Genomic DNA, 13,523 nt, shown 5'->3' on the forward strand with positions numbered 1-13,523 from the left:
CATGAGTAGCGAACCGGTCGTCGTCGACGGCGTACTGCACCTGACCATCGCCACCGCGGCCGCGGGCACCTCCCTCGATTTCGACCTGATCAACGCGGGCACCGCCGCCCTGCGTTCGCTGGGCGACGAGGTGGGCGCGATCCTGATCACCGGTGCGGGCGCCAACTTCTGCGCAGGCGGCAATGTCCGCCACTTCGCCGGTGCCGACGACCGAGGCGCTTTCCTGCACGAGCTGGCCACCCAGCTGCACGACTTCGTGCGCGCCCTGACCGCCGCACCCGTCCCGGTCGTCGCGGCGGTGCACGGCTGGGCGGCCGGTGCGGGCATGAGCCTGGTGTGCGCGGCCGACGTCGCCATCGGCGGCCCGTCGACCCAGATGCGTCCCGCCTACCCCGGCATCGGCTTCACCCCCGACGGCGGAATGTCGTGGTCGCTGCCGCGCATCGTCGGCGCCGGCCGGGCCCGCGAGATCCTGTTGACCGACGCCGTGATCGGCGCCGAGCAGGCCGAACGACTCGGGCTGCTCAGCCGGATCGTCCCCGACGACGAGATCCGCACCGAGGCCCTGCGCGTGGCCACCGGCTTCACCTCCGGCCCCCGCGCCGCCTACACAGCCATGAAAAAGCTGCTGGCCCAGTCGCCGACGGCAACATTGGACCAGCAGCTCGACGCGGAACGCGACAGCATCGCCGCCGCCGCGAACAGCAGCACCGGGCGCGAAGGCGTCGACGCCTTCGTCGCCAAGCGCAAGCCGGACTATCGCGGAGTCGACTGACTCAGCAGGCGGCGCCCAAGGCGCTGAAGGTGTTCTGCAGGATGCAGGTGATCTTGGCGTTGACGCCGGAGGAGATGGTCGAGGTGCCGGTGGAGGTCCATTCCTCGCCGACGGGGCTGGTCGCGACCGGGGTCGCCTGCTCGTTGTAGGGCTCGAGCTGCAGGCCCGCGGCCGAGGCCGAGCCCGCGCCCGCGGTGATGGCGGCGGCGACGGCGACGGTCGCCAGTGCGGCGCGAACGGTTGTGGTGTGCATCCGGTTGTGCTCCTTCATCATTTTCTTCTCGTGCGGGCGGCACCCCGGGTCAGGGCAACCGCCAGTCGACAGGATCGGCGCCGAGTTCGTCGAGCAGTTCGTTGACCCGGGAGAAGGGTCGCGACCCGAAGAACCCGCGCGAGGCGGACAGCGGCGAGGGGTGTGCCGATTCGATGTAGGGGACCTCGGCGGCGACCAGGGTCGGCTTCAGCGAGCCCGCGTCCCGGCCCCACAGCACGGCGACGAGCGGTTCGTCGCGGTCGACGAGCGCGCGAATCGCCTGCTCGGTCACCGCTTCCCAGCCCTTGCCACGATGTGAGGCCGGGGTGCCGGGGGTGACGGTGAGCACTCGGTTCAGCAGCAGCACACCCTGATCCGACCACGGGCTCAGGTCGCCGCACTTGGGCGTATCGAAGCCGAGATCCTTGGTGTACTCGGCGAAGATGTTGGACAGGCTGCGCGGGATCGGCGAAACATCCGGCGCGACAGAGAAACTCAGTCCCATCGCATGGCCGGGAGTCGGGTAGGGATCCTGGCCGACGATCAGCACGCGCACCGCGTCGAACGGGCGCCGGAACGCGCGGAGCACGTTCTCCCCAGCGGGTAGATATCCGCGTCCGGCGGCGTTCTCCGCGCGCAGGAACTCACCCATCTCGCTGATGCGGTCGGCAACCGGTTCCAGGGCCCGGGCCCAGCCCGGGTCGATGATCTCCGACAGTGGTTTGGCACCCATGACCGCACAACCTATCGTTTGCCGGGCTCGGCCGTAGCGCCCGCCCCACGGAACGATTCCCACCCGGTGGCACCGGCGGGCCGCGCGCCGTCGACGGTGACGCCGCTGCCTGCGGTAACGACCCCGATGGGCCGCCAGCCCGGCGGCAGCGCGATCGCGGGCGACCACGTGCCGACGAACGCGTGGTCCTCTCCCCCGGCCAGAATCCATTGCCCCGCATCGGCTTCGAGCCGGGCGGCGACGGCGTCGAGTTCGGGGTCGGTGAGGGCGGCGGCGTGCACGTCGATCGCGACGCCGGAGGCGGCGGCGAGGTGGCCGAGGTCGGCGAGCAGCCCGTCGGAGACATCGGTGAGGGCGTTCGGGACGTGGACGCCGAACACGTCGATGACCTCGGAGTAGGGCGGCTGCGGAACCCGATGTGCCGCAAGCGCATGCGCAAATGCCGGGTCGGAAAGATCTGCCCCGCCGGACAATACGGCCAGACCAGCGGCCGACCAGCCGAGTTCGCCTGCGACAGCGACGATATCGCCCTCGACCGCACCGGAACGGGTGAGCGCACCCTGCCCACCGAGATCACCGAACGCGGTCACCGAGATCACCAACTGCTCGCTGTGCACCAGGTCGCCACCCGCGATGGAACCGCCGGCCCGCACGGCCTCGGTCCACATGCCGTCGGCGATGCCCTCGACGACTCGTACCGGAGTATCGGCGGGGCAACCGAGCGCGACCACGAAGCCGGTGGGACGCGCCCCCATCGCCACCACGTCGGCGGCGTTCTGCGCGATCGCCTTGCGCCCGATATCGGCGGGCGTCGACCAGTCGAGCCGGAAGTGCCTGCCCTCCACGAGCATGTCGGTGCTCACCACGAACCGGCCGTCGGGCGCGGCGAGCAGCGCGGCGTCGTCGCCCGGGCCGAGCAGCACATGCGCGGCCTGCTCGCGACCGGCGTTGATCCGGTCGATCAAGGCGAATTCACCCAGCTCACGCACCGTCTGCGAACGGCTGTCCTCGCTGATGACCGACTCCTTCCCGCTGTGCTTCCGACCGACGAAATCGCCACGACGGTACCCTTTCGGAGGCGATCGGGCACCACCGACGGTGCGCGGCGCAGGCGACCAGGAAGGACCACGCGGCTATGGCGGAATCGTCGGACCCGACAGCGGACGATCGCGACGAGGCGACCGGGCCCGAGGACACCGCTGGACCGTCAGCCCTCCGCAAAGCCGCTCCAGAAGCGGAACCCGACGAGAGCCCTGACGCCGAGAGCGCCACCGACGACGCACCGGCCGCTGACAGCCAGTACTCCCCCGCACTGATCGCCACCGCTGTCGCCCTGCCCATCGTGCTGATCGTCGGCGTGCTCATAGCCGCCTTCCTGATCCTGCGCGCCCCCGTCGAACGCGAACCCCTCGCGCTTGGACCGGTCCCCGCCCCCGCCGCCGACGGCCCCGCCTGCGCGGCCCTGCTGCCCGCCCTGCCCGCCGACCTTGGCGACTACACCAAATCCACCCTCGCCGAACCGGCGCCGCCCGCAACCCGCGCCTGGCAACTGCCCGAGGGCGGGGAAGCGATCGTGCTGCGCTGCGGCCTCGACCGGCCGCTCGAATTCAACCGTGCCTCACCGCTGCAGGAGGTCAACGGGGTGAAATGGTTCCAGGTTCGCGACGAGACGGCCAAGACGGGCACATGGTTCGCCGTCGATCGCGAAACCTACATCGCCCTGACGGTCCCCGACGGATCGGGCACAGCCGCGGTGCAAACGGTCTCCGACACGATTACCGCGACCCTCCCCGCCCAACCGATCAACCCTGGCGAGCTGTAATTTTGGCGGCTGGCGCCGCGGGATTTTCGGCCTGGGAGGCCTCGAATCCGAAGGGCGATACTTCGGCTTCGCCGTTACGTCTCGCCCTTCGGATCCGAGGCGGCCGAAAATCCGTGGTGGTCGGCCGGTGGTTCAGCGCAGGCCGGTGCCTCGGGCTACGGCGGTTTCGATGAGGGTGGAGACCAAGGTGGGGTAGTCGATGCCGGTTGCTTCCCACATGCGGGGGTATTGGGAGATGGGGGTGAAGCCGGGCATGGTGTTGATCTCGTTGATGACCGGGCCGTCGGCGGTGAGGAAGAAGTCGACGCGGGCCAGGCCCTGGCAGTCCAGCGCGCGGAAGGCACGCACCGACAGGGCGCGGATCTCGTCGGCGACGGCGTCGTCGAGCTTGGCGGGCACGTCGAATTCGCACACGTCGTCGAGGTATTTGGTGGCGAAGTCGTAGAACTCGGGGGCCGCGGCGTCGGCGTCGGGCATGCGGATCTCGGAGACGACGCTGCCGCGCACGTCGCCGTCGGCGAATTCGAGGACACCGCACTCGACTTCACGCCCGACGATGCCTGCCTCGACGATCACCTTGGGATCGTGGGCGCGGGCGGTGGCGACGGCGTCGTCGAGGGCCGACCAGTCGGTGATCTTGGTGATGCCGATGGAAGAGCCGCCGCGCGCGGGTTTCACGAAGGCGGGCAGGCCGATGCGGTCGCGCTCCTCGGCGGTCATGGTCTGCGTGCCGGGACGTAACACCACCTGCACACCGACCGGGAGCGATTCGGCGGCCAGCAGTTTCTTGGTGAATTCCTTGTCCATCCCGGCCGCGCTGGCCAGCACACCGGCACCCACATAGGGCACCCCAGCCAGCTCGAGCATGCCCTGCAGCGTGCCGTCCTCGCCGAACGGGCCGTGCAGGATGGGGAAGACCACATCGACGGTGCCGAGCGTGGCGGTCGGATCGTCCAGGGCGACGAGCGCGCCGGAACGGCCGGGGTCGGCGGCCAGGGTGAGCGCGGTGCCCGCGGCATCGACGGCGGGCAGTTCGCCGTGGCTGAGCGTGAGTTCGCCGATCCCCTCGGCAAGCACCCAGCTGCCGGTGGTGGTGATCCCGATGGGCACCACCTCGTAGCGCCGCGGATCGAGGTTGCGCAGGACGCTGCTCGCCGACACACACGAGACGGCGTGCTCGCTGCTGCGCCCGCCGAACACCACAGCTACCCTGATCCGTTCCGTCATGAACGTCACCGTAGTAGGTTCGCGCCGCCGCGGCGGCATCGGCCTTATTCGGGTTTCATGCGCCTGCCGAGCAGGCTGCCGACGGCCTCGTTCACCGAAAGTCCCTCGTGGCACACCTTGTGCACCGCGTCGGTCAACGGCATCTCCACCTGGTGTTCGGCCGCGAGCGCCCGCACCGATGTGCACGACTTCACACCTTCGGCGACCTGACCGTTGGTCGCCTCCTGCGCGGCCTGCATCGACCCGCCCTGGCCGAGCACATACCCGAAGGACCGGTTGCGCGACAGCGGCGAGGTGCAGGTGGCGACGAGGTCACCCACGCCGGCGAGCCCGGCCAGCGTCACCGGTTGCGCGCCGAGCGCCACCCCGAGCCGCATCACCTCGGCCAGCCCGCGGGTGATGAGACTGGCCACGGAGTTGTCGCCGAGTCCCATGCCCGAGGCGATACCGCAGGCCAGGGCGATGACGTTCTTGCACGCGCCGCCGATCTCGCAGCCCACCACATCGGTATTGGTGTAGGGCCGGAAATAGCCGGTGGCACAAGCATGTTGGGCCTGCTGTGCGCGTTCGGTGTCGGTGCAGGCGATCACGGTGGCCGCGGGCTGGCGTTCGACGATCTCGTGGGCGAGATTGGGTCCCGACAGCACCGCGATGCGGCCCTGCTCGGCGCCGGTCACCTCCGCGATCACCTGGCTCATCCGCAGCAGCGTCCCGGTCTCGATGCCCTTGGCCAGGCTCATCAGCGTGGCATCGGCGCCGATATCGTCCTTCCAGTGGCCCAGATTGGCCCGCAGGGACTGCGACGGCACCGCGAGCACGACCAGCTCCGCGCCGTCGAGCGCGATCCGGTGATCATGGGTGGCCCGCACGGGGGGCAACTGCACGCCCGGCAGGTAGAACGGATTCTGATGCTCGGTGTCGAGCGCGCGAGCCACCTCTTCGCGCCTGGCCCAGATCGTCACCTCGGTACCCGCCTCGGCCAACACCTTCGCGAATGCCGTACCCCACGACCCAGCACCCATAACCGCAGCCCTCGTCATCAGCCCAATATGCCATGCAAGGATCGAGACCATGCACACCGTGCACGCCGTGATGGCGGTCAAGCACCGAGACCGGGCCAAGAGCCGGTTGTCGGCCGTGCTCAGCGCCGACCAGCGCGCCCGGCTGGTGCTCGCCATGTTCGCCGACACCGTCGAGGCGGCCGCCGCCGTGCCGGCGATCGGTTCGCTGACCGTCGTCACCCCCGACGCCGTCGTCGCCGCCCGCGCACGCGAACTCGGCGCGCACGTCCTGGCCGAGCCGCCCGCCGACCGCGACCCCCTCAACACCGCCCTCACCGCCGCGGCCGAGGACGTGCGCCACCGCAGTGGCCCGGTCCGCCTGCTCGCGCTGCAGGCCGACCTGCCCGCCCTGCGCACCGCCGAACTCACCGACTTCCTCGCCGTCGCGCCCGCCACCCGCGCGGTGGTGATCGATCACACGGGGACCGGCACTTCGGCATTGCTGGCCGGTACCGCACCGGATGCGCTGGCACCACGTTTCGGCCCCGATTCGGCCCGCGCCCACCGCGAATACGGCGCCGTCGTCGTGCCCGGCCACTGGCCGGGCCTGCGCTGTGACGTCGACACACCCGAGGATCTGGACGCCGTGCGCGCGCTCGGCGTCGGCGTCCACACCGCCGACGCGCTGCGGGAGTTCGGAATCACCACCAACCGAAGCGATCCCGTCCGCACGGTGTGCTAGCCGGTCGCCGCACCAGGAGTTCACCCGATGTCATGCTGCGGACCACGCGGTCCGTAGGGGATGATTGACAGCGTGAGCGACACGGAAACCATCAAGTCCCTGCCCCCGATTTCCCCGCCACCTGCGGCCGCCATCGCCTCGGGCGCCGACGGCAGTTCGCAGCGATTGCCACGCGATCGCTACCTCAACCGGGAACTGAGCTGGCTGGACTTCAATGCCCGCGTGCTCGCCCTCGCCGAGGATGCCTCCCTGCCGTTGCTGGAGCGCGCGAAGTTCCTCGCGATCTTCGCCTCCAACCTCGACGAGTTCTACATGGTCCGGGTCGCCGGGCTCAAACGCCGCGCCGAGACCGGGCTCTCGGTGCGTTCCGCCGACGGCCGCTCACCGTCCGAACAGCTCGAGATGATCACCGCCCGCGCACAGGAACTCGCCGAGCGGCACGCGAAGGTCTTCATCGATTCGGTGAACCCGGCGCTGGCAGGCGCCGGCATCGACATCATCGGCTGGTCGGGCCTCGACGAAGCCGAACAGCAACGCCTTTCGAGCTATTTCACCGATCAGGTCTTCCCGGTCCTCACACCGCTGGCCGTCGACCCGGCCCACCCCTTCCCCTACATCTCCGGCCTGAGCCTCAATCTCGCCGTGACGGTAAAGGACGCGGGCACCGGCGGCGAGCACTTCGCCCGCGTGAAGGTGCCCGACAACGTCGACCGGTTCGTCCGCGTGCGCCGCACCGGCGCGCCGTCGGCCATCGCGGCCTTCCTGCCGATGGAAGAACTCATCGCCGCCCACCTCGATCTGTTGTTCCCCGGCCTGACCGTGGTGGAGACCCATTCGTTCCGGATCACCCGCAACGCCGATTTCGAGGTCGACGAGGACCGCGACGAGGACCTGCTGCAGGCAATGGAACGCGAACTGGCGCGTCGCCGTTTCGGCAAGCCGGTGCGGCTCGAGGTCTCCGACGACATGACCGAGCACATGCTGGAGTTGCTACTACGTGAGTTAGAGGTCGACCCCGCCGATGTGATCCAGGTGCCCGGCCTGCTCGACCTCTCCTGCCTGTGGCAGGTCTACGGCGTCGACCGGCCCGAACTCAAGGACGCGCCCTACGTACCGGCCACCCCCGCCGCGTTCGGTGAGCGCGAGACCCCGCGCAATGTCTTCAGCGCGCTGCGCGAGGGCGACGTGCTGGTGCACCACCCCTACGACTCGTTCTCCACCAGCGTGCAGCGGTTCATCGAACAGGCCGCCGCCGACCCGCAGGTGCTGGCGATCAAGCAGACCCTGTACCGCACCTCCGGTGACTCCCCCATCATCAACGCCCTGATCGAGGCCGCCGAGGCGGGCAAGCAAGTGGTGGCCCTGGTGGAGATCAAGGCCCGTTTCGACGAGCAGGCCAACATCAAATGGGCGCGGGCGCTGGAACAGGCGGGCGTGCACGTGGTCTACGGCCTCGTCGGCCTCAAGACCCACTGCAAGACGTGCCTGGTGGTGCGCCGCGAGGGTTCGACCATCCGCCGCTACTGCCACATCGGCACCGGCAACTACAACCCCAAGACCGCGCGCCTGTACGAGGACGTCGGATTGTTCACCGCGGCACCGGAGATCGGCGCCGATCTGACCGACCTGTTCAACTCGCTCACCGGGTACTCCCGCAAGGAGGACTACCGGAACCTGATGGTCGCCCCGCTCGGTGTCCGGGCGGGCATCATCGAGCGGATCGATCGCGAGATCGAGCTGGCACGAGAGGGTTTCGACGCCCGCATCCGGCTCAAGGCCAACGCGATCGTCGACGAGCAGATCATCGACGCCCTCTACCGCGCCTCCCAGGCAGGCGTGCCGGTGCAGATCGTCGTGCGCGGCATCTGCGGCCTGCGTGCGGGCGTGCCGGGCCTCAGCGAGAACATCGAGGTGCGCTCCATCCTCGGCCGCTTCCTCGAGCACTCGCGGGTACTGCAGTTCCAGGCACAGGAACAGACCTGGATCGGCAGCGCCGACATGATGCACCGCAACCTCGACCGCCGGGTGGAGGTGATGGTGCAGGTGAAGGATCCGCGCCTGACCGAGCAGCTCGGTGTGGTCTTCGATTCCGCGCTCGACCCCATGACGCGCTGCTGGGTGCTGCTGCCCGACGGTTCCTGGCAGGCGAGCCCCACCGACGCCGACGCCAACCAGGTGCGCGATCACCAGGAATTCCTCATGCGGTTGCGTCGTCCCGAACAGCCGTGAGCAAGCACGCACAGGAGAAGCCCGAACCGATGCGCGACCCGCGGGTCCGGCCCAATATTCATGCCGCTGGGGCGGTTCTGTGGCGTGCGGGCGCCACCGGACCGGAGATCGCGGTGATCCACCGGCCCAAGTACGGCGACTGGTCACTGCCCAAGGGCAAGCTCGATCCCGGCGAGACACCGGTGGTCGCGGCCGTGCGCGAGGTCGGCGAGGAGACCGGCCTGCCGTGCACGCTCGGGCGTTATCTGGGCCGGGTCACCTATCCGATCCCGGGCCATCGACAGCTCAAGCGGGTGGACTACTGGGCCGCAGAGGCGGCCGAGGGCGAGTTCACCGAGAACTCCGAAGTCGACCAACTGCGCTGGATTCCGCTCGACGACGTGATGGACGAGCTGTCGTATCCGATGGACCGCCAGATCGTGCGCGTCTTCGCCCGTCACCCACCGAAAACGGCCACCGTGCTGCTCGTCCGCCACGCCAAGGCGGGCAAGCGCGCCGAGTTCGACGGTCCGGACGACCAGCGCCCGCTCGAGGCCGCCGGGCGAAGGCAGGCCAAGGCTCTCGTCCCGAATCTGCTGGCGTTCGGAGCATCCCGGATCTATTCGGCCGACCCCCTGCGCTGTATCCAAACCGTTACCCCGTTGGCGGAGCATCTGAACGCTGAAATCAATTGCGAGCCAATGTTTTCCGAGCAAGGTTACGATTCAGCGAAAGATGCGGCGCGGCAACGATTTCTGTCGTTGGTAACAGATCGGGGTGTACCGGTGGTCTGCAGTCAGGGCGGGGTGATTCCCGATCTGACACAGTGGCTGGCTCAGCGCGACGGACTCACCCTGCCGCCCGCGCGTAATCGCAAGGGCAGCGTCTGGGCTTTGTCGTTCATCGGGGACCGATTAGTCGCGGCGAACCATATGGATCGTGCGTTGTCTACGGGAATCGTCACCGGCTGAACAAAAGTTACCCCGCACAGCCGAAACGGCCCCGGAATTCCGGGGCCGTTCTCGGTCCAGTGGTGGGTGATGCGGCTTTACGTGCACATTCCCCGACCTGATCCCGCTGCGGCAGGATCAACGAGCACGACGGGTGGCTGTCTTCTTCGCAGCAGTCTTCTTAGCAGGAGCCTTCTTAGCAGCGGTGGTCTTCTTGGCCGCCGTGGCCTTGGTGGCGGTGCTCTTGGCGGCGGTGGCCTTGGTGGCAGTCTTCTTGGCCGGAGCCTTCTTTGCCGCCGTGGTCTTCTTGGCGGCGGTGGCCTTGGCCGCCGTCGTCTTCTTGGCGGCGGGAGCCTTGGTCGCGGCCTTGCGGGCCGTGGTCTTGGCCGGACCCTTCGACGGCGTGGCCTTCTTGGCCGCAGTCTTCTTCGCCGCGGTCTTCTTGGCTGCCGCCTTCTTCGCCGCCACGGGCGCATTCACGCCACGCTTCACGGCCGGGCCGGACGCGGCCAGCTTCTGCTTACCCGCGATCACCGCTTTGAACTGAGCGCCCGGACGGAAGGCAGGCACCGAAGTCGCCTTCACCTTCACGGTTTCACCGGTACGCGGGTTACGGGCAACCCTGGGAGCACGCTTGCGCTGTTCGAACACACCGAATCCGGTGATGGTGACGCTTTGACCTTTGTGCACGGCACGGACGATGGTGTCGACCACGTTCTCGACAGCCGCAGTAGCCGTGCGCCTGTCCGTACCCAACTTTTCGGTCAGAACGTCGATCAGTTCCGCCTTGTTCATTGAATCCTCCGCAGACTAATGGCCCGTCGTCGGACCGACTAGGTACCACGGTAAACCCAGTTTGAGCAAGAGTCTATGTGCCACGCCAAAATTCATGTGGTTTAGCACACGTCCAGCTACCGCTCCCAGGGAAGCGCCCCTAAGCGCCCCAGCCGATTACGCCGGTGAAATAGGCTCCGGCAGCGTCACGGGTTTCCATGACGGCCTTCCCTTTTCGAACTCGGTGATCGCGTCGCCTTGCCGCAGCGTGAGGCCGATGTCGTCCAAACCCTCCAGCAGACGCCAGCGGGTGTAGTCGTCAATATCGAACGGCAACACGATGGTTCCCGCCGTGACGGTGCGCGCCGACAGGTCGACAACCAATTCGAGGCCGGGTTGTTCCTCGATGAGCTTCCAGAGCATTTCGACATCGTTCTGTGACATCTGCGCGGCCAGCAGACCACCCTTGCCCGCATTCCCACGGAAGATGTCGGCGAAACGCGAGGAGATCACCACTCGAAAGCCGTAGTCCGACAGCGCCCACACCGCGTGCTCACGCGAGGAACCGGTGCCGAAATCCGGCCCGGCCACCAGAACGCTGCCGCTGCGGTACGGCTCGGTGTTGAGAATGAAGTCCGGATCGGTACGCCAACCGGCGAACAGACCGTCCTCGAAACCGGTACGAGTCACGCGCTTCAGGTAAACGGCGGGGATGATCTGATCGGTGTCGACATTGGACCGGCGCAGCGGTACCCCGATGCCTTTGTGAACAGTGAAGGCTTCCATAACGATTCTCCTTCGATCGTGGTGGTTCGGGGCCGCTCAGGCCAGATCGGCGGGCGAGGACAGGGTGCCGCGCACCGCCGTGGCGGCGGCGACCAGCGGCGAGACCAGGTGAGTACGCCCGCCCTTGCCCTGTCGGCCTTCGAAATTGCGGTTGGAGGTGGAGGCGCAGCGCTGACCCGGTTCCAGCTGATCCGGATTCATCCCGAGGCACATCGAACAGCCCGCCTGGCGCCATTCCGCGCCGGCCGCGGTGAAAATCTCGCCGAGTCCTTCTTTTTCCGCCTGGGCGCGCACCCGCATCGAGCCGGGTACAACCAGCATTCGCACACCGTCGGCGACGCGGCGGCCCTTCAAAACACCGGCGACGGCACGCAGATCCTCGATCCGGCCATTGGTGCAGGAACCGACGAAAACGGTATCCACGCTCACCTCACGCAGCGGCATTCCCGGCGTCAGGTCCATGTAGCGCAAGGCCTTCTCGGCGGACTCGCGTTCGGACTCGTCGGCGATCTGGGCCGGGTCGGGCACGTTCGCACCGAGCGGCAGGCCCTGACCGGGGTTGGTGCCCCACGTGACGAACGGGGTCAGCGTGCTGGCGTCGATGCGCACCTCGGCGTCGAAAACCGCGTCCTCGTCGGTCTTCAGCGCCTCCCAGGCGGCCACGGCGGCATCCCAGTCGGCGCCCTGCGGTGCGTGCGGACGGCCCTTCAGGAATTCGTAGGTCACCTCGTCGGGGGCGATCATGCCCGCGCGGGCGCCCGCCTCGATCGACATGTTGCAGATCGTCATCCGCGCTTCCATCGACAGCTTGCGAATGGCCTCGCCGCGATATTCGAGCACATACCCCTGGCCGCCGCCGGTGCCGATTTCGGCGATCACGGCCAGGATCAGGTCCTTACTCGTGACGCCGGGCGCCAATTCGCCGTCGACGGTGATGGCCATCGTCTTGAACGGGCGAAGCGACAGCGTCTGGGTGGCCAGCACGTGCTCCACCTCGCTGGTGCCGATGCCCATGGCCAGCGCGCCGAACGCGCCGTGGGTGGAGGTGTGGCTGTCGCCGCACACCACGGTCATGCCGGGCTGGGTCAGACCCAGCTGCGGACCGACCACGTGCACGATGCCCTGTTCGGCATCGCCCATCGGGTGCAGGCGCACGCCGAATTCGGCGCAGTTGCGGCGCAGCGTCTCCACTTGGATGCGCGAGATCGGATCCGCGATCGGCTTGTCGATGTCGGCCGTGGGGACGTTGTGGTCCTCGGTGGCGATGGTGAGGTCGGGCCGGCGGACCGGCCGTCCGGCCGCGCGGAGCCCGTCGAAGGCCTGCGGGCTGGTCACCTCGTGCACGAGGTGCAGATCGATGTAGATCAGGTCGGGTTCGCGGGAAGTACCGTCACCGTCGCCGGGGACGACGACGTGCTGTTCCCACACCTTCTCGGCCAGTGTGCGGGCGCGCTCGGCCATTGCTTGATCACCTTTCGACGGGCATACTTGGATCTCAACATATGAGAAGTTAGTATCGTTCTATGAGACAGCATAGCGGTATCGGTGTTCTCGACAAAGCCGTGGCGGTGCTCTACGCCGTCGCCGACGAACCTTGCGGTCTCAACGACCTGTGCACCCGAACCGGCCTGCCACGTGCCACCGCGCACCGCCTGGCGGTCGGGCTGGAGACGCATCGGCTGCTGGCGCGCGACGCCAACGGGCTGTGGCGGCCGGGTCCCGCGCTCAGCGAGTTGTCGGCGGGCGCCGCCGATCCACTGGTCGAGGCGGCGGGAGCCATTCTGCCCCGGCTGCGCGAGATCACCGGCGAGAGCGTCCAGCTGTACTGCCGCGACGGCAACGCGCGCGTGTGCGTGGCCGCGCTGGAGCCACCCGTCGGCCTGCGCGACACAGTGCCTGTCGGTTCGCGACTACCACTCACCGCGGGCTCGGCGGCCAAGGTGTTGCTGGCGTGGGCCGACCCGGAGCTACAGCGCACCGTCCTGGCCGACGCCGTGTTCGGCGAGCGGGCGCTGGCCGAGGTCCGCAGGCGGGGGTGGGCGCAGAGCGCGGCAGAACGCGCACAGGGCGTGGCGAGCGTCTCGGCCCCGGTGCGTGACGCCTCGGGCGTGCTGGTGGCGGCGGTGTCGGTGTCGGGTCCGATCGACCGGATGGGCCGCAGGCCGGGCGCGCGCTGGGCGGCCGATCTGGTGGCGGCGGCGGAGGCGCTGCACAAACGATTGTGAAACGAAGAAGGCCCCCGGTCGGATTCG

The 13,523-nt window shown here is 68.4% G+C and carries 14 protein-coding genes; 6 read left to right on the forward strand and 8 right to left on the reverse strand.

Translation table 11 applies throughout. The features are described 5' to 3' along the window. The first annotated feature begins 1 nt into the window (after position 1). Positions 2–775, forward strand: a complete 774-nt coding sequence (locus AB0I19_RS19750; protein WP_357150450.1) for an enoyl-CoA hydratase-related protein — start codon at positions 2–4, stop codon at positions 773–775. A gap of 1 nt (position 776) precedes the next feature. On the opposite strand, the gene AB0I19_RS19755 is transcribed toward AB0I19_RS19750, so the two are convergent. Genes AB0I19_RS19755 through AB0I19_RS19765 form a run of 3 tightly spaced genes read right to left on the reverse strand, consistent with a single transcriptional unit; the run spans position 777 to position 2,777 of the window. Then, on the reverse strand, positions 777–1,028 hold the full coding sequence (locus AB0I19_RS19755) for a hypothetical protein (protein ID WP_357150451.1): 252 nt from the start codon (positions 1,026–1,028) through the stop codon (positions 777–779). Between the two features lie 49 nt (positions 1,029–1,077). Then, positions 1,078–1,761 carry a uracil-DNA glycosylase gene (locus AB0I19_RS19760; RefSeq protein WP_067493352.1) on the reverse strand — a complete coding sequence of 228 codons (684 nt, stop codon included), beginning with the start codon at positions 1,759–1,761 and terminating at the stop codon, positions 1,078–1,080. 11 nt (positions 1,762–1,772) lie between these two features. Further along, the gene (locus AB0I19_RS19765; RefSeq protein WP_357150603.1) at positions 1,773–2,777 is read right to left on the reverse strand and encodes a thiamine-phosphate kinase; all 1,005 of its coding nucleotides are present in this window, start codon (positions 2,775–2,777) and stop codon (positions 1,773–1,775) included. Between the two features lie 119 nt (positions 2,778–2,896). Between AB0I19_RS19765 and AB0I19_RS19770 the strand changes: the two genes are divergently transcribed. Further along, a complete protein-coding gene (locus AB0I19_RS19770; protein WP_357150452.1) occupies positions 2,897–3,583 on the forward strand; it encodes a DUF3515 family protein in 687 nt (228 codons plus the stop codon). Between the two features lie 132 nt (positions 3,584–3,715). On the opposite strand, the gene AB0I19_RS19775 is transcribed toward AB0I19_RS19770, so the two are convergent. Beyond that, positions 3,716–4,810, reverse strand: a complete 1,095-nt coding sequence (locus tag AB0I19_RS19775; RefSeq protein ID WP_067493476.1) for a D-alanine--D-alanine ligase family protein — start codon at positions 4,808–4,810, stop codon at positions 3,716–3,718. Positions 4,811–4,854: 44 nt separating this feature from the next. After that, the gene (locus tag AB0I19_RS19780) at positions 4,855–5,850 is read right to left on the reverse strand and encodes an NAD(P)H-dependent glycerol-3-phosphate dehydrogenase (protein ID WP_357150453.1); all 996 of its coding nucleotides are present in this window, start codon (positions 5,848–5,850) and stop codon (positions 4,855–4,857) included. Positions 5,851–5,881: 31 nt separating this feature from the next. On the opposite strand from AB0I19_RS19780, the gene cofC reads away from it, so the two are divergent. Genes cofC through AB0I19_RS19795 form a run of 3 tightly spaced genes read left to right on the forward strand, consistent with a single transcriptional unit; the run spans position 5,882 to position 9,732 of the window. Continuing rightward, positions 5,882–6,553, forward strand: coding sequence for a 2-phospho-L-lactate guanylyltransferase (gene cofC / locus AB0I19_RS19785; protein WP_357150454.1), 672 nt, complete (start codon positions 5,882–5,884; stop codon positions 6,551–6,553). A gap of 60 nt (positions 6,554–6,613) precedes the next feature. Continuing rightward, on the forward strand, positions 6,614–8,782 hold the full coding sequence (locus AB0I19_RS19790) for an RNA degradosome polyphosphate kinase (RefSeq protein WP_067636822.1): 2,169 nt from the start codon (positions 6,614–6,616) through the stop codon (positions 8,780–8,782). Positions 8,783–8,811: 29 nt separating this feature from the next. Further along, positions 8,812–9,732: a bifunctional NUDIX hydrolase/histidine phosphatase family protein gene (locus AB0I19_RS19795; RefSeq protein WP_357150604.1), complete on the forward strand. Its 921-nt coding sequence runs from the start codon at positions 8,812–8,814 to the stop codon at positions 9,730–9,732. A 117-nt stretch (positions 9,733–9,849) separates the two neighbouring features. Here the strand turns inward: AB0I19_RS19795 and AB0I19_RS19800 are convergent, their stop codons facing one another. From AB0I19_RS19800 to leuC, 3 genes are all read right to left on the reverse strand, one after another. After that, a complete protein-coding gene (locus AB0I19_RS19800; protein WP_357150455.1) occupies positions 9,850–10,506 on the reverse strand; it encodes an HU family DNA-binding protein in 657 nt (218 codons plus the stop codon). Positions 10,507–10,662: 156 nt separating this feature from the next. After that, positions 10,663–11,271: a 3-isopropylmalate dehydratase small subunit gene (leuD, locus tag AB0I19_RS19805; RefSeq protein ID WP_067493338.1), complete on the reverse strand. Its 609-nt coding sequence runs from the start codon at positions 11,269–11,271 to the stop codon at positions 10,663–10,665. A gap of 36 nt (positions 11,272–11,307) precedes the next feature. Beyond that, positions 11,308–12,732, reverse strand: a complete 1,425-nt coding sequence (gene leuC / locus AB0I19_RS19810; protein ID WP_357150456.1) for a 3-isopropylmalate dehydratase large subunit — start codon at positions 12,730–12,732, stop codon at positions 11,308–11,310. 62 nt (positions 12,733–12,794) lie between these two features. Here leuC and AB0I19_RS19815 point away from each other — a divergent pair, with 62 nt between their 5' ends. After that, the gene (locus tag AB0I19_RS19815; protein WP_067493334.1) at positions 12,795–13,496 is read left to right on the forward strand and encodes an IclR family transcriptional regulator; all 702 of its coding nucleotides are present in this window, start codon (positions 12,795–12,797) and stop codon (positions 13,494–13,496) included. The last annotated feature ends 27 nt before the right edge of the window (positions 13,497–13,523 follow it).

The organism is Nocardia sp. NPDC050413, assembly GCF_040655475.1.
GTDB lineage: Bacteria > Actinomycetota > Actinomycetes > Mycobacteriales > Mycobacteriaceae > Nocardia > Nocardia coubleae.